General features: G+C 38.1%; 17 protein-coding genes. 4 read left to right on the top strand and 13 right to left on the bottom strand.

The features are described 5' to 3' along the window. Window positions 1-100: 100 nt before the first annotated feature. The 10 genes from MN204_RS15150 to MN204_RS15195 form a co-directional block, all read right to left on the bottom strand. Complete coding sequence (locus MN204_RS15150) at window positions 101-1,270, bottom strand: D-alanyl-D-alanine carboxypeptidase family protein (RefSeq protein ID WP_249871918.1); 1,170 nt, start codon at window positions 1,268-1,270, stop codon at window positions 101-103. A gap of 114 nt (window positions 1,271-1,384) precedes the next feature. Beyond that, window positions 1,385-2,689, bottom strand: coding sequence for a pyrimidine-nucleoside phosphorylase (locus tag MN204_RS15155; RefSeq protein WP_249871919.1), 1,305 nt, complete (start codon window positions 2,687-2,689; stop codon window positions 1,385-1,387). Window positions 2,690-2,709: 20 nt separating this feature from the next. Continuing rightward, window positions 2,710-3,534: a purine-nucleoside phosphorylase gene (locus tag MN204_RS15160; RefSeq protein WP_249871920.1), complete on the bottom strand. Its 825-nt coding sequence runs from the start codon at window positions 3,532-3,534 to the stop codon at window positions 2,710-2,712. A gap of 12 nt (window positions 3,535-3,546) precedes the next feature. Beyond that, entirely contained in the window at window positions 3,547-4,725 is a 1,179-nt protein-coding gene (gene deoB, locus MN204_RS15165) for a phosphopentomutase (protein WP_249871921.1), read from the bottom strand. Window positions 4,726-4,820: 95 nt separating this feature from the next. Further along, window positions 4,821-5,711, bottom strand: a complete 891-nt coding sequence (xerD, locus tag MN204_RS15170; RefSeq protein ID WP_249871922.1) for a site-specific tyrosine recombinase XerD — start codon at window positions 5,709-5,711, stop codon at window positions 4,821-4,823. 7 nt (window positions 5,712-5,718) lie between these two features. Beyond that, on the bottom strand, window positions 5,719-5,922 hold the full coding sequence (locus tag MN204_RS15175) for a DUF4227 family protein (protein WP_249871923.1): 204 nt from the start codon (window positions 5,920-5,922) through the stop codon (window positions 5,719-5,721). 256 nt (window positions 5,923-6,178) lie between these two features. Then, window positions 6,179-6,637: a ferric iron uptake transcriptional regulator gene (fur, locus tag MN204_RS15180; RefSeq protein ID WP_249871924.1), complete on the bottom strand. Its 459-nt coding sequence runs from the start codon at window positions 6,635-6,637 to the stop codon at window positions 6,179-6,181. A 108-nt stretch (window positions 6,638-6,745) separates the two neighbouring features. After that, complete coding sequence (gene spoIIM, locus MN204_RS15185) at window positions 6,746-7,381, bottom strand: stage II sporulation protein M (RefSeq protein WP_249871925.1); 636 nt, start codon at window positions 7,379-7,381, stop codon at window positions 6,746-6,748. 87 nt (window positions 7,382-7,468) lie between these two features. Next, the gene (locus tag MN204_RS15190) at window positions 7,469-8,632 is read right to left on the bottom strand and encodes an endonuclease Q family protein (RefSeq protein ID WP_249871926.1); all 1,164 of its coding nucleotides are present in this window, start codon (window positions 8,630-8,632) and stop codon (window positions 7,469-7,471) included. Window positions 8,633-8,635: 3 nt separating this feature from the next. Further along, window positions 8,636-9,181 carry an NUDIX hydrolase gene (locus MN204_RS15195; protein WP_249871927.1) on the bottom strand — a complete coding sequence of 182 codons (546 nt, stop codon included), beginning with the start codon at window positions 9,179-9,181 and terminating at the stop codon, window positions 8,636-8,638. Window positions 9,182-9,316: 135 nt separating this feature from the next. Here MN204_RS15195 and MN204_RS15200 point away from each other — a divergent pair, with 135 nt between their 5' ends. Continuing rightward, window positions 9,317-10,237 (top strand): aldo/keto reductase, encoded by a 921-nt coding sequence (locus MN204_RS15200; RefSeq protein ID WP_249871928.1) that lies wholly within the window; start codon window positions 9,317-9,319, stop codon window positions 10,235-10,237. A gap of 72 nt (window positions 10,238-10,309) precedes the next feature. Here the strand turns inward: MN204_RS15200 and MN204_RS15205 are convergent, their stop codons facing one another. The 3 genes from MN204_RS15205 to MN204_RS15215 all read right to left on the bottom strand — a co-directional run bounded on the left by MN204_RS15205 (window position 10,310) and on the right by MN204_RS15215 (window position 12,551). After that, on the bottom strand, window positions 10,310-10,642 hold the full coding sequence (locus MN204_RS15205; RefSeq protein WP_249871929.1) for an iron-sulfur cluster biosynthesis family protein: 333 nt from the start codon (window positions 10,640-10,642) through the stop codon (window positions 10,310-10,312). A 171-nt stretch (window positions 10,643-10,813) separates the two neighbouring features. Next, window positions 10,814-11,608: an SDR family NAD(P)-dependent oxidoreductase gene (locus tag MN204_RS15210; protein WP_249871930.1), complete on the bottom strand. Its 795-nt coding sequence runs from the start codon at window positions 11,606-11,608 to the stop codon at window positions 10,814-10,816. Next, entirely contained in the window at window positions 11,598-12,551 is a 954-nt protein-coding gene (locus MN204_RS15215) for an MBL fold metallo-hydrolase (RefSeq protein ID WP_249872003.1), read from the bottom strand. The genes MN204_RS15210 and MN204_RS15215 overlap by 11 nt, the downstream gene beginning before the upstream one ends. A 311-nt stretch (window positions 12,552-12,862) precedes the next feature. Here MN204_RS15215 and MN204_RS15220 point away from each other — a divergent pair, with 311 nt between their 5' ends. Genes MN204_RS15220 through MN204_RS15230 form a run of 3 tightly spaced genes read left to right on the top strand, consistent with a single transcriptional unit; the run spans window position 12,863 to window position 15,936 of the window. Further along, window positions 12,863-13,588, top strand: coding sequence for a glycerophosphodiester phosphodiesterase (locus MN204_RS15220; RefSeq protein ID WP_249871931.1), 726 nt, complete (start codon window positions 12,863-12,865; stop codon window positions 13,586-13,588). Window positions 13,589-13,625: 37 nt separating this feature from the next. Beyond that, complete coding sequence (gene rnz, locus MN204_RS15225) at window positions 13,626-14,552, top strand: ribonuclease Z (RefSeq protein ID WP_249871932.1); 927 nt, start codon at window positions 13,626-13,628, stop codon at window positions 14,550-14,552. 13 nt (window positions 14,553-14,565) lie between these two features. Further along, complete coding sequence (locus tag MN204_RS15230) at window positions 14,566-15,936, top strand: aldehyde dehydrogenase (RefSeq protein WP_249871933.1); 1,371 nt, start codon at window positions 14,566-14,568, stop codon at window positions 15,934-15,936. Window positions 15,937-16,093: the final 157 nt, after the last annotated feature.

A 16,093-nucleotide genomic window follows, 5' to 3' on the forward strand; every position in this document is an offset into this window, starting at 1 on the left:
TCCTCCTTTATAAGAACGTTAATGTTTCTATTTCTTCATATGGAGGGCATATTCCTGCTATCCGACAAAAGAAGTGCCAATACGTTAAAGAAAGATGCGATTAGCGTACTTTCGCCATTTCCTGCAGCGTTCTTTTCAATAAAGAAAAATAAGAAGCTTTTTCAATATCCTCTTCAACTGTTAACGGTACTTCCGACAGGATATTTTCTCCATCTTTTACATATAGCTTTCCAACTTGTTCGCCCTTTTTGATAGGGAAATCCCAATTTTCCCTGAGTTCAATGTCAGTCGTAATATTTTTTTCTGCTTCTCCTTTTTGATGAAGCGTACTAACAGATTGATTCGACACAATGTTGATGTTCTTGTTTTTTGATTTTAAAAGTTGAACTTCGGTTATGATTTCATCTTTGTCGAATAACTTGTTTGTTTCATAATGATTAAATGCATAGTCAAGTAAACCCGATACCATCGCATTTCTTTCTTTAGGTGATTCTGCTCCCATGACGACAGCTATTACCCGCATATCATTTCTTTTAGCGGTGGCTGTCAGACAATACTTTGCCTCATTTGTATAGCCTGTTTTCAATCCGTCAACATCGGGGTAAAAACGTACGAGCTTATTTGTATTGACTAACCAAAATTCATTGTCTTGTCCTTTTCTTAAATAGTCCTCATATATCGATGTATACGCTGTAATCGTTTCATATTTTAGTAACTCATTTGCAATTATAGCCATGTCATAGGCAGTACTGTAATGATCTTCCGCAGGTAACCCTGTCGTATTCTGGAACTTGGTGTTTTTCAAACCTAATTCCTTCACTTTTTCATTCATTTCATTAACAAATGATTCTTCACTTCCAGAAATCCTTTCTGCAAGTGCTACACTGGCATCGTTCCCGGAGGCAATTGCAACGCCTTTGAGCAAATCCTCTACAGACATTTCTTCCCCTGCTTCTAGAAATATTTGTGAACCACCCATGGAAGCAGCACGGTCACTAACTCGGATTATCTCATCCATTTTAAGCTTTCCTTGATCTAATGCCTCCATAATCAAAAGCAAGGTCATTATTTTGGTCATGCTGGCTGGCGGCAACTGCTCTTGTGCATTTTTGTCAAAAATTATTTTTCCAGTATCTTGTTCAAGTAAAAGAGCTGATTTCGCATTTTCGGCCAGATTTAATGCATTATTCTTCTCCTCTGCAAAGGCAGAAAAAGGCATTGAAGTAGCAATTAAAACCATTATTGTTACGATTGTTGCATACTTTTTCATAGTTTTACCTCCAGCAATCAATATATTGTAAGGATTGCCGGAAATTGGTATTTTAATACATTGGAAAAGCATAAAAAAAGAAAAAAGCACACGTATGTGTGCTTGAAAAATGGGTTATTCTGTTATTGTAGCATAAATCAAGTTTGGAGCTTGGACATTATCTTTCGAGATTTCAATACTTTTGTATAGTTTTTCGGTGACATCTTCAACAGATTCCCGATTGGAATGGATAGTTAGTAGAGATTCACCTTCTTTTACGATATCCCCGATTTTTTTATGAAGTACGATTCCTACACTCAAGTCTATTTCAGATTCTTTTGTTGCCCTGCCAGCTCCAAGCATCATTGCAGCAGTACCCAGTTCATCGGCAATGATTTTTTTAACTTTACCAGAAGACATTGCAGGCAGTTCAATTTTATAAGCCGCTTGTGGCAATAGATCTGGATTATCAGCTACACTCGCATCGCCACCTTGAGACTCAAGAAAACGTTTGAATGTTTCAAAGGCTTTCCCATTTTTGAGATTCTCCTGCAATTTTTCTCTTGCTTCGTCAAGCGTGTCTGCTTTTTCAGCTAGTACTACCATTTGACTTCCTAACGTTAGACACAATTCAGTAAGGTCTTCTGGTCCATTTCCCTGTAACGTAGCAATCGCTTCTTTCACTTCAAGCGCATTCCCAATTGCATACCCAAGTGGCTGGCTCATATCCGAGATGACAGCCATCGTATTCCTTCCGACGCGATTCCCTATCGATACCATTGCATGTGCCAGTGCTTTTGCATCATCCAGATTTTTCATGAATGCCCCGGCTCCTGTTTTTACATCAAGTACGATTCCATCGGCACCAGAAGCGATTTTCTTGCTCATGATGGAACTGGCAATCAGTGGGATTGAGCTTACTGTTGCGGTTACATCTCTTAAACTGTATAGCTTTTTATCTGCAGGTGTTAAATTGCCGGATTGTCCAATTACTGCAACTTTGTTTTTATTTACGAGATCAATGAATTTATCGTTTGATATTTCCACATGAAATCCTGGTACGGATTCCAGTTTATCAATCGTTCCGCCAGTATGCCCAAGCCCCCTTCCGCTCATTTTTGCCAAAGGAACATCGACTGATGCCACAAGAGGTGCCAGAATTAATGTGGTTGTATCACCAACACCACCAGTGGAATGCTTGTCCACCTTGATGCCTTTTATTGCTGACAGGTCAATTTGATCACCGGATTCAACCATTGCCATGGTTAAGGATGCCCGTTCTTCTTCGGTCATATCCTGAAAATAGATGGCCATTAATAATGCGCTGATTTGATAATCAGGTATTTGGTCATTCGTGTAGCCATCAATGAAAAACTTAATTTCTTCCGTTGTTAATTCCTGTCCATTTCTTTTTTTCTCGATGATATCGTACATTCTCATTTAGATCACCTTTTTATTATTTATTGTGGTAACGTACTGATTATTTGTTTTACAAACTTAAGGAAGCTTTCCCTAACTTGTTCCGTTGTTTCTATTACTTCATCGTGTGTTAGAGGCTGGTCCAATATTCCGGCTGCCATATTGGAAATGCAAGATATTCCTAGTACTCGTAAGCCGGCATGTCTGCTTACAATAACTTCAGGTACTGTGGACATTCCAACTGCATCGGCTCCCATATTCCTCAGCATTCTTACCTCTGCTGGCGTTTCGTAGGTAGGACCGGTATTTCCCACATAGACACCATGTTGAATGTTTAGTCCAATAGCATCTGCGCAATCTTTGGCATGTTGAATATACGCTCTATCATAGCTCTGTGACATATCCGGGAAGCGTGCACCCAATGCTTCATCATTTTTACCAATTAAAGGGTTATCCCCCATGTTATTAATATGATCGGTAATTAGCATTAAGTCACCAGGATTAAAATCTTCATTGATTCCGCCAGCCGCATTTGTAACAATAATGGATCCGACACCAATATCTTTCATCACACGTATTGGGAAAGTGACCTGCTCCATTGAGTATCCTTCATAATAATGAAAGCGACCCTGCATTGCGATAACTTGTTTGCCTTCAAGTGTCCCAATTACGAGTTGACCTTTATGTCCAGATACCGTTGACTCAGGGAAGTGTGGTATCTCTGAATATGGAATGATTGTTGGATTTTCTATTTCATCGCCTAGCACACCGAGACCTGAACCTAGTATTAAGCCGATTGCTGGATTTTCTTTTATATGTTTTTTTACATAACTACTCGCTTGTGAAATTGCTGTAAGATTTGTCATAATTAGTCACCTCTATTTAATATATTTCAGGAAACTTTTTCCATATTTAGGCATTGGAATACCGAAGTTGTCAGCAATTGTCGCCCCTATATCTGCAAAAGTTTCTCTGATTGGAATGTCTCTGCCTTCCTTTATATCGGTATGATGTACGATTAGTGGCACATACTCCCTTGTATGATCTGTGCCTGGATGTACAGGGTCGTTCCCATGGTCTGCTGTAATAATCAACAGGTCGTCTTTTTTCAGCTTCTGTAAAACTTCAGGTAGCCTTGCATCAAATTCCTCCAGTGCATTTCCATATCCTTCAGGGTCCCTGCGGTGACCGAATTTCGCATCGAAATCAACTAGGTTCAGAAAACTTATTCCTGTAAAATCTTCTCCCATTGACGCTACTAGCTTCGTCATTCCATCATCATTGTCATTGGTGCGAACAGATTTTGTTACTCCCTCACCATCGTAGATATCGGAAATTTTCCCGACGGCTATGACCTCATAATTATGGTCTTTAAGCTCATTCATAACCGTTCTTCCAAATGGTTTTAGAGCATAGTCGTGGCGATTTGAGGTACGCTCAAATGCACCGGGTTTACCTATGAATGGACGAGCAATCACACGACCAACCATGTATTTTTCATGAAGGGTCAGTTCCCGGGCGATTTCACAAATTTGATACTGTTCTTCGATGGGGATAATTTCTTCATGTGCTGCAATCTGCAGGACAGAATCAGCAGATGTATAGACGATTAATGCTCCTGAATTCATATGTTCTTCGCCTAATTCATCCAGTATTTCTGTTCCTGAAGCAGGTTTATTTCCAATTATTTTACGACCGGTTTTTTCTTCCAGATCGTTTAACAATTCATCTGGAAATCCTTCTGGGAATGTCCGGAATGGCTGGCTAATATTCAGGCCCATAATCTCCCAATGGCCTGTCATAGTATCTTTCCCATTTGATGCTTCCTGCATTTTTGTATAGAAAGCTTTTGGTTTCATTGCTTTTTCAATACCTTTTATTTCTCTAATATTACTCAAGCCAAGTTCAGCCATATGAGGCATCTTGAGCCCATTCATATGTTCAGCTATATGCCCGAGCGTATCTGCGCCAACATCGTTAAATTTAGCAGCATCTGGTGCTTCTCCAATTCCTACTGAATCCATAACTATCAAAAATACTCGTTTAAATTTTGTCATATTATCAGACCTCCAGTAACTATATTCCCGCATCAATTCATATATATGTTTTAAATTATGATGTAGGATGTCAGACAACTAAAATGATCAATCTACTATGCCCTTGGATGATAGGCCTTGTACATATCTTTTAATCTTGTTTTTGTGACATGGGTATATATTTGTGTAGTTGAAATATCCGCATGTCCAAGCATCTCTTGAACAACTCTCAAATCGGCCCCATTTTCCAGCAGGTGGGTCGCAAATGAATGTCTGAGCGTATGGGGAGTAATGGTTTTGTTTATACCGGCATCGATTGCTAAAGCTTTAAGTATTTTCCAAAAACCTTGACGTGATAGAGGTCTCCCATGATGATTAACAAACAGAGCCGTTTCCTGTTTATTTTTTACCAATTTAGGCCTTGAAACCTCCAGGTAATTTTCCATTGCATTTTTTGCTACATCACCTAATGGTACAATCCTCTCTTTTGATCCTTTGCCAAAACACTGAACAAACCCCATTGTAAGATGAAGATCGCTGACTTTTAAAGTAATCAGTTCTGTAACCCGCAGCCCGGTAGCATAAAGCAGCTCCAGCATAGCTTTGTTCCGAATTGCCAGTGTAGTATTTTCTTGTATATGAAGCAATTTTTCCACTTCTGCCTGTGAGAGCGTCTCAGGCAGTTTTCTTTCCTTTTTCGGTGTTTCAATATGTAAGCTTGCATCACTCGTTGCAATTTGTTCCCTGATTAGAAAATGATGAAATGCTCGAATGGAAGAAACATGGCGTGTGATCGTGGAAGTCGACTTTCCTTCATCCTTCAAAATATATAAGAAGCCCATGATATCTTTTCTAGTTACTTTATCCCAAGACTGCTTTTTAACTGACTTCTCAATATAGTTCGTATAATGCTTCAAGTCACGTCCATAGGAATGAAGGGTATTGTCGGATAATCCCCGCTCTATTTGTAGAAAATGAAAAAAATCCTCAATAGCATATTTAAGCATATATCGTCTACTCTCCCTGCTGAAAAATGATATGAATTCTCTCTAATATGCCCTTCGATTCAAATACCTTTATCGCCGGCCCTTGAGGAGGGTCGTAACGATGAATTTGTTCGTACTCGTTATGCAATAGCTTTAAACCATAATAAAATAGGAATGTACATATCGTAAATATGATAAATACCTTCACCGTATCCCATATAAATCTGCCCATAAGCTAATCTCCCTAAAATTAGTATTCTAATTTTAAGATATGCAAAGGGGGAAACACATAATACTACTCAAATGTAACCTTTTTCATGTATTTTGTAAATCAGAGTGTATGGACAGAAAAATACCGTAAAAAAATACGACCAAGCTTTCGGTCACAGCTATAGCCGTAGTTGCACTTATGTAGAGTAGAAAAGGATTATACTTCTACTCCATCATAAAAGCCTTTTTCCATGAGGAAAAAGGCTTTTCCAATTTTATCAGGTAGTTGCTTTTACAGTCGCTGACTGACATTGTTTGCATATTCCATGAAATGTTAACCTGTGATCTTTTACTTCAAATCCCCATTCATTTTGGACAATTCTTTCAACGTCTTCCAATAAATCGTTAAATATCTCTTCAACTGATCCGCATTCAATACATACTAAGTGATGATGGAAATGTTTGGCTCCTTCTTTGCGAAGATCATAACGAGAGACTCCATCACCAAAATTAATTTTATCGACAATTTTCAATTCAGAAAGCAATTCCAACGTTCTGTATACTGTTGCCAAACCAATTTCAGGAGATTTTTCTTTTACGAGAAGATAAACATCTTCTGCACTAAGATGGTCCTCTTCCCTTTCGAGCAAGACACGGACCGTTGCCTCTCTCTGTGGAGTAAGCTTATAACTCTGTGCATGAAGCTGCTTTTTTATTTGTTCAATACGGTGTTCCATGGCAGGTCGCCTCCCTCATATCCCATCTTTATTATAGGCACCAAATACTGTCGTGTCAAAGTATATTCTCATCTTTTAATTATACTAATTATAAAGTAAAAATAAGTATTAGTAAAATGATTTTATCAGTTCTTCCATGGCTTTATTGGCAATATAGGCTTCAATAAATGCTGCGGTGAATGATAATAGTAATAGGAAGATAAAAATGATACAGTATCTGATAAATGGCTTGAGAAGTTGCTGATTATTTCTGCGTGAAAAAAGTTTATTCAATAACCCGAGGGAAAAAATCATCGATAAAGAACCTGCTGCTATATAAACAGGAAAAATGATTATATTCTGAGGCGCTATGGAGAAGGAAGCCAGAAGCAGCCCTTCCAGTCCAAGTTGATTGACAATAAAACCAACTGAAAACCCAACCACCATTCCTTTTACGAACAAAAGAACCCAGACAAGGGGAAGTCCAATAACAGACAAACCTAAAATAAATAGTAGCATTAAATATTTTGCATGAAACGTAAAGCTTTCCCACAGGATATCATTTTTCCCTATGGGCACTCCTTCCGTAATTTGTATGAAAAAGCGCTCGAGATAAAAAAACAGATCTTGTTTCTGTATGAAGTCCATACTATTGACAATCACTGCCCCAAAAATAATCCCAGTTAAAAATAAAATAATCATAAAAAGATAGATAGTTGCATGATTTTTAATATGTTCCCATACTAGAAAGCTGTTTTTATGCATCGGAATCCTCCCAGCAAACAATAGTCTATAATTAAAACTATGAGGATTCCTTATTAAAAATGCCTACTATTGAAATTTAATAGACAATCAAGGAGCGATCGTCCCATACCTTCCTCCACCGCCCGCATGTATCTTTAATGTTCCTTCACGCATCTGAATAATAGAGCGTGCTAGTTTTTCCGGGATCACTTCTATTAATTCTTCGAGGTGCACGTCATGGAGAACATTCATTTCCGTGCCGAATTGTTTAAGCAGTTTCCCATGTGTTTTAGGACCAAGACCCGGCAAATACTCGAGTGGAACTTGATATAGATATGGCGGGCGAAGATTATAGTTGTTTACTGTATTCCTTAGTTCCTGAATACGATCATATACACCCTTGACAATTTTGCGCGAACCGCATTTGGGACAGTCTTTCATTCCTTTAGTAGTGGCTGTCATACAATCGATGCAAACAGTCGTATGGTATTTTCCCAATTTGGGATTCAATCCGTAATTTCGTTTGATTTTTCTACCACCTACTTTGTGCAGGGCCCAGTTGAACTCTTTAAAAGATGGTTCTTTTAAAGCGATTTCCTGATATTCTCTGGCTATTTTGGCCAATGAGTGAGCATCCGAATTGGATACGAAAGTATAGTCATGTAATTCTTCGATTTGATCTGCCATGGAAGTGTCGGAACTTAAACCGAGTTCGATCCCATCAATCAGATCGGCATCGAATACTTCTAGTAAGGATTGTTTCACTCCCTTACCATATAAACTTTTAAAAGGAGTGAAAACATGGGCTGGAATAAATAAACCATTCAGTTCTCTTACTTTATACTGTAGCTCTTTTGCTGTACCGTAGTAACGCTGCGAACTTAAGGTAATATTCTTCATTCTGTCTATCAGCCATTCTGAAAACATTTCCATACGATCCATGGTTGGGAAATAACAGAGAACATGAATAGGTCCCTTACAGTTTTCGTCATAAATTTCGATCTCAGAACCTAGGAGCAATGTTACTTTTTCAAAACGGATACCTCCATCAGACAATTCTCTGGCATCACCGTTGTCAATCAAATGTTTAATTTCCTGCTGAACAGCTGGTGCGTGACAGTCAATCACTCCGATCATATCAATCCCCTTATTACGGCTGGATTCAAGAAGTATATTGGTTAAAGTAAGATTTTTTGAAGCGGTGATTTTTACCGGCTTATTGTACATATCCCTGCCAATATGAATGTGCATATCAGCGAAATAGGAATTCAATTTCTAGATCCTCCCTAATGCATGCAGATAGAGTATGGCATAGTTTGTTTTTGCATCGTGAATTCGCTCATCCATAACGTATTGTTTTGCTTCTTCCAATGTAAGCTCATGAACTTCGATAAATTCATCGTCATCTCCCTGAGGAGGGTTATCCATTTTCACTAACTGATCCGTAACATAAATATGTACTAACTCATTAGCAAATCCGGGAGAAGTATAGAATGATGTTACAAAGGATAGATCATTTGTTGTGTACCCTGTCTCCTCTTCCAATTCCCGTACTGCTGCAGCAATTGGGTTTTCATTTTTATCTAGTTTGCCTGCAGGAATTTCAATCAGGGACTTTTCCAAAGGTTTTCGGTATTGTTCAACAAACAGAATTTTATTGTCCTTTGTTATTGGAATAACTGCCACAGCTCCCGGATGTTTTATCAGTTCCCTTTTAGAAGTTCTACCATTTGGCAATATAACATCATCCACCTGCAGGTCAATTATGTTTCCACTAAATATTTTTTCACTTGTTGTCGTTTTTTCTTCAAATTTTTTCACTATGATCATCCTCATCTCTCAATTCTATTACCCATTTTAGCATAATTTCCTTATTTCTCTGAGTATAAAAAGTTGTATTCCATACTAGCTGTCCTTACAATAAAATACAAGGATAATGAAACGGGAGTGTTAAAGATGAACAAAAACAAACTTGGTAAGTCAGATATTATGATATCTAATCTAACCTTAGGCTGCATGTCTCTTGGAAATGACCTCCATGAAGCTGTTAAAATGATTGACTTTGCTCTTGATTCCGGAATAAATCATCTGGATACGGCAGACTTGTATGATTTTGGCATGAACGAGGAGATAATCGGTAACGCAATCAAAAACAAGCGCAGTGAAATCATACTGACAACCAAAGTCGGCAATCATTTCAATAAAGAGAGAAACGAATGGTTTTGGGATCCATCGAAGAAATACATTATGCAGGCAGTAAAGGATAGTTTAAGACGTTTGAATACAGACTATATTGATTTCTATATGCTCCATGGCGGTACATTAGATGATCCGATTCATGAAACGATAGATGCATTCGAGATACTCAAAAAGGAAGGGATCATCAGAGCTTATGGAATCTCCTCCATTCGTCCAAATGTCATTCGAGAATATGTAAAACATTCATCAATTGATGGTGTAATGACCCAGTACAGCCTTCTTGACCGCAGACCAGAGGAAGAAACACTGGATTTATTACATGAGAATAATATCAGTGTGCTGAGCCGGGGACCGCTTGCTAAAGGAATGCTGAGCAACCGTTCCGAAACGGTAATAGAAAACAAAGGAAAAGAAGGTTATCTCGATTATTCGTATAAAGAACTAAAAGAGGTGAACAAAAAAATTGCTGCCATTTTGGATGAAGATACTTCCATGAATGCACTTGCGCTAAAGTATGTGCAAAAGCATCCGGCTGTCGCAACCGCAGTCTTTGGGGCAAGCTCGGTTCGACAGGTGCAGGAGAACACCGAACATGATTATTCAAATTCAATAACGGATGATCTCTATGAAAAATTACAGCAGATTACCAAAGCGAATAGATATGATAAACATAGGTAGTAAACTAAGAAAGTGGTATCTATCAGAAATAGATACCACTTTCTTATCCTATCCACTAGTTAGTCCGTAGATTTAGATTTCTTTAGACTGTACCAAATTGTGTTCGGGAATAAATGGGTTCAGTATCCCATCATTGCTTGAAAGTCGGTACATACCTTTTATTAAATCAAGTTTCATTTCTTGTGAGAAGAATACGGCCTGTTCCGAATTGATTAAAGTGGGGATTGTCGTGTTTTCAACCTCACTATGGTTGGATTTCCTTTCCTTTACCAAACGTACGGTAGGCATGCCGCTAACTCCGCATCCGAATCCCTTTGTGTCATACCATAAGAGGAGATACTTGTCATCTTCCTTTTTCAAGCGTTTCAGCTGCTGTTCAGCTTCGGGGGTTATCGTTAGTCTCATTGAATGTATTCACCTCCTGCTATTTAGTATCTCAACTTTCCACCAATAAATAAAGTTCAAACGTTTAACTTGGTTAATGTATCTCGAACCGTATTAATTATTCCAAGACTTGTTTGCCAATTTTCACTACGCAAAGTTGAATTAGTATTATGTTGCTATCTGTCTAAACACTTACTTCTTATTAAATTGCCTTTTAAATAATTTTTCCGTGAGACCAGGAAAGATTCTGTAAAAAATACTCCCGATTTCCATCCAATAAGGCATGTTTATCTCTCGCTTGTTTTTTAGGAGATTTGCGACAACAACGAATGCAACCTTGTCTGGGTCAAGAATATATTTCCCTACATTTTTCTCGTAATTTCCTTTTGGATCGGCGACCGAGAAGAAATTTGTCCGCACAGGCCCTAAATTAACAGCAGTCACATAAATATTTTCTTTTATGACTTCCTGGCGCATTGCGTTTGTAAAGCCAAGCATTGCATGTTTCGATGCTCCATAGACAGCTGATTTTGGGGTAGATATTTTAGCAGCCTGAGAAATAATATTTACAATATGTCCTTCCCGATGGTTGCTGAAATGAGGGATTAACAACTGAGAAATTTTCATACAGGCAAATACATTTAGCTGAAACATTTGTAATACCTCATCCCATTTCATATCTTTTATGTAGTCAAAAACCCCAATACCAGCATTATTTATTAAACCATGCACTTGTTTGTGCTCCATCAGTATGTGGTCAATGACCGGAGCGATTTCATCCTGTTTTTGCAGGTCCACGATATGAATATAGCTTTGAGCACCCAACTCGTTTTTAAGCTGTTCTTTTAGTTGAGCTAATTTATCACTGGATCTTGCGAGCATGATGGGAATTCCGCCTTTTTTTGCGATATGCCAGCACAGCCGTTCCCCAATGCCACTTGACGCCCCGGTAACGATTATTTTTCTGTTATAAAGTTTATTTTGCATAGTAGTTTATAATCCCATCCTCTAAAGAATAGTCAATAAGATTCATATGATTTAAGTAATCCAGTTGTCCAATTGATTCGAACATGGTGAGATTAATCTGTTTTTCGTAATGTTTTGGAAAAAGTTGCGTACAGATTTCGTATGGGGTTCGTGGACCTGATTTTAATAGTTGAAATACTTTTTCAGCCCGTTTTTCCTGACTGAACAATCGTTTGGCTATAACTTCATCTACTTCTGAAAATATTTCACCATGTCCCGGCAGCACAGTTGTTAATCCCAGTGTTAGACATTTTTTTAGACTATTGCGGTATTGCAGCATTGGTCTGGGCCTTGCTCTCCCTTCTTCCATAGGTGCTTCTATAATTGGATTTGGCGATATATGCTTGATTAGATGGTCACCACCTATAAATAGTCCATCGCTTTCTCTGAAGAATGATAGATGTGACTGTGCATGCCCTTTTGTTTCAATAACTCTCCATTCCGGATGCCCCGGTAACGTATCTTCTTCTGCGAGGATAGCAGTTAAAGACCCTTCACCGGTCACTTCGATATAATTAGTTAGCTCAGATAGAGCATAATTAAATTTTTCAGGAATCCCATTTTGAATGAAAAATGTATTAAAAAATCTCTCGTTTTGCATTAGAAATGAAGGATCTCTTGTTAACCATAAATCGACTGCTTTGTGTGCAACGATGTGTTTCAGACGAGGAAACTCCCCTAGTAGACCTACATGATCCGGATGGTGGTGAGTCAGAACAATTTGTTCTATATCGATGGGTCTATAGCCAACTTCTTTTAATTGGTAAAACAATGACTCTCTTGCTTCTTTCGTTTTTGCACCAGCATCGATCAGTGTCAGCATATCCCCTTTGATCAAATATGCATGTACGTCACCGACCTCATATGGAGTTGGTAAGGTCAGCTGGATGATATTTTCTTCCACGATATTCAATTAATTCCCTCCTTGAGCAACGAACAAAAGCGTGGCGATGTAAATCGAACCACCTAATGTAGGAATCCTCGCTAGCTCCTTGTTGTTGGAGCTGGACGCGACTGTTCCAGTGCGTCAATTAGCTGCGATAATAAATTTATCTTTCCCCACTTGCATAAAATGAATAGCCATTCACTTCATTGTACATTTTTTTATAATATATGTACATTCATTACAATATATATGGAGGATAAAGGAAAAGACAGCCTGTGTAATTGACTTATCTACAAAAATAAAACACAATTATATAAGAGGTGGTATAGTTGACTAAAATCATAGCTCATAGGGGCGCAAGCAAATTTGCTCCGGAAAATACAATGCCAGCCTTTGAACTTGCCTACGAAATGAAAGCTGAAGGCATTGAAACAGACGTACATTTAACAAAGGACAAAATTCCTGTACTAATACATGATGAACACGTTAAGCGAACAACAAACTGTAGCGGATTTATAAGGGATTACAATTTTAGCGAATTACAACATTTTGACGCTGGATCTTGGTTTTCCAGCAAATATGCAGGTACATCTATCATTTCTCTGCAGGAATTTTTGGAATGGGCAATGGATAAGCCCTTGGATTTAAACATTGAGTTAAAAAATAGTAAAATAGATTATAAAAATATGGAAGCAATCGTATATGAGATGGTTGATCATTATCAATTATTGAATCGTACAACACTTTCAACTTTTAATCCGGTCAGTGTCCAGCGTCTGAAATTTCTAAACAAAAAAATAGGTGTGGCATTACTTCATTCAAGAAAACGAAAAGATCTTATCGTTTATGCGAAAAATCTCGGTGCAAATGCGATTCATATAAACTATCGTTTGTTACGTAAATCGCTTGTTCAGCAATGCAAACAGGAAGACATGACAATCCGTGTCTATACTGTAAATAAATTTGTTCCTATCATGCGCTCTTTTTATCTGGAGTGTGACGGTATATTCACAGATGTCCCAAATAAAGCACTGCGCTATCGAAGTATACTATAATAGTAATTACAGTAATTAATTTTTATGGAGGCTTAATATGGAATTAGTATTTCTGGGTACAGGTGCAGGTGTTCCCTCAAAAGAGCGCAATGTATCTGCTGTTGCTTTAACCCTATTACAAGAAATGAATAGTATTTGGTTATTTGATTGCGGCGAAGCAACACAACATCAAATTCTAAGAACCTCACTAAAGCCAAGAAAAATAAATAAGATATTCATTACCCACCTGCACGGTGACCATATATACGGTCTCCCGGGGTTGTTAAGCAGCCGTTCCTTTCAGGCTGGTGATGATTTGTTAACGTTATATGGCCCTGCCGGTATTCGAGAGTTCGTCACAACCAGCCTTAAAATAAGTGGTACACATCTTACTTACCCTATAAAAATCATCGAAATAACCGAGGGTATGATTTTGGATGAGGATAAGTTCACGGTTTTTGCAAAACAGCTTGACCATGGCATCCCAAGCTTTGGCTATCGAATCATAGAAAAGGATAAGCCCGGCGAACTAATGGTCCATAAATTAAAAGAAGCCGGTATTATGCCCGGTCCTATATATCAAAAGATAAAAGAGAATGAAAAGATTGTCACACCCGAGGGAAATCCGCTTTACCAAAAGGATTTTATCGGTCCAAGCAAAAAAGGAAGAGTCGTCACCATACTCGGAGACACTAGAATGCAAGAAGAATTTATCTCATTTGTCGAAGATTCAGATGTACTTATTCATGAATCCACATTTATGCATGATAAACTGGATCTTGCAAAAGAATATTTCCATTCCACGAATGTACAGGCTGCTACCCTGGCTTCTGTAAGTGGTGTTAAAACACTGATTTTATCCCACATATCTTCCCGCTATCAACAGGAAGATGAAGAACGCATGTTAGCAGAAGCTTGCGAGATTTTTCCGGAAACATACCTTGCGAGGGACTTTTTTGAAATGAATATAGATAACCATAACTAGAGGAGACAAATCTATGGAGTACACCGAAACAATTGTAAATAATTTGAGGTCTTTTTATTTAAATGGCAACACAGTTGATTACTCTTTCCGAAAGAAACAGTTGCTCAAACTTAGAGATATGCTTTCGGATAATGAAAGTAAAATCTATCGTGCCTTAAAAAGAGATCTGAATAAATCGAAACATGAAACACTGACAACAGAGCTTGGAATGCTGTATTCAGAAATTGATTTTGCAGTCAAAAATCTTCGGCATTGGATGGAACCTGAAAAAGTGCAATCGCCTTTAATCCATAAGGGATCCAAGAGCTATATTATGAAGGAACCACTTGGTGTTATATTAGTAATTTCTCCTTGGAATTACCCTTTACAGCTTGCAGTCGCTCCGGCAATCGGTGCTATTGCGGCAGGAAACTGCGTTCTCATTAAGCCATCTGAACATGCCCCGGCAACATCGGCGCTATTGGCAGATATGTTCAGTCAAACATTTGACAGTTCCTATGTAGCGGTAATTGAAGGAGCACAGGAAACAAGTGAAGCATTGTTGAAAGAACGATTTGACTATATATTCTTTACCGGCAGTTCACATATAGGAAAAATTATTATGCGGGCAGCAAGTGAACATTTAACCCCTGTCACGCTTGAGCTGGGAGGGAAAAGTCCTGCAATTGTAGATGAGGATGCCAATATCAACCTAACGGCTAAGCGACTCATTTGGGGGAAATTCACGAACGCTGGGCAAACCTGTGTTGCTCCTGACTATCTGTATGTCCATGAGAAAGCAAAGTTCAAACTGCTAAAGGCTATGAAAAAACATGTTAAAGCACTCTATGGAAAAGAACCTATGAAAAATGAAGATTATACAAGAATAATCAATGAAAAGAATTTTGACAGGCTTGAAAAGTTCCTGTCAGAGGGTACAGTCTTACACGGAGGAAATTCAAATAGAGAAATGCTTATGATAAAGCCTACTATTCTTGATAAAATAACGTGGGAAGATTCTATTATGAGAGAAGAGATTTTTGGCCCTATATTACCTGTTCTAACATTTACAAATATAGAAGACGCCCTATACAAAGTGAGAGCAATTGAAAAACCGCTTGCCCTTTATTATTTTGGAGAAAATGAAAAGATGCAGCAGCAGGTTATGGAATATATCTCATTCGGTGGAGGGTCCATAAACGATACCATGTATCATCTAGCTAATCCACATCTACCTTTTGGAGGAGTGGGACACAGTGGCATGGGATCCTATCATGGAAAATACAGTTTTGATACCTTTTCACACAGGAAAAGCATCCTGAAACAGACTACTAAATTTGATATACCTTTCCGATACCCTGGGAGTAAACTTGCGTCAAAGGTAGTTAAAAATTTTATGAAATAATATTTTTTATATCATTGTTATTTGCTATAAGATGGAGACTGTGGCAACTCGACTATCGAAAAAACGGTTGTTATGCACAAATATGTAACTGGAATTAACTGCTATCTATATTAGATTTCTAAGCTGGTTATGGAAAAAAGTTACTTCGGCAAACGCT

The sequence above is a fragment of the Oceanobacillus saliphilus genome (assembly GCF_023522835.1).
GTDB classification, from domain to species: Bacteria; Bacillota; Bacilli; order Bacillales; family Amphibacillaceae; genus Oceanobacillus; species Oceanobacillus saliphilus.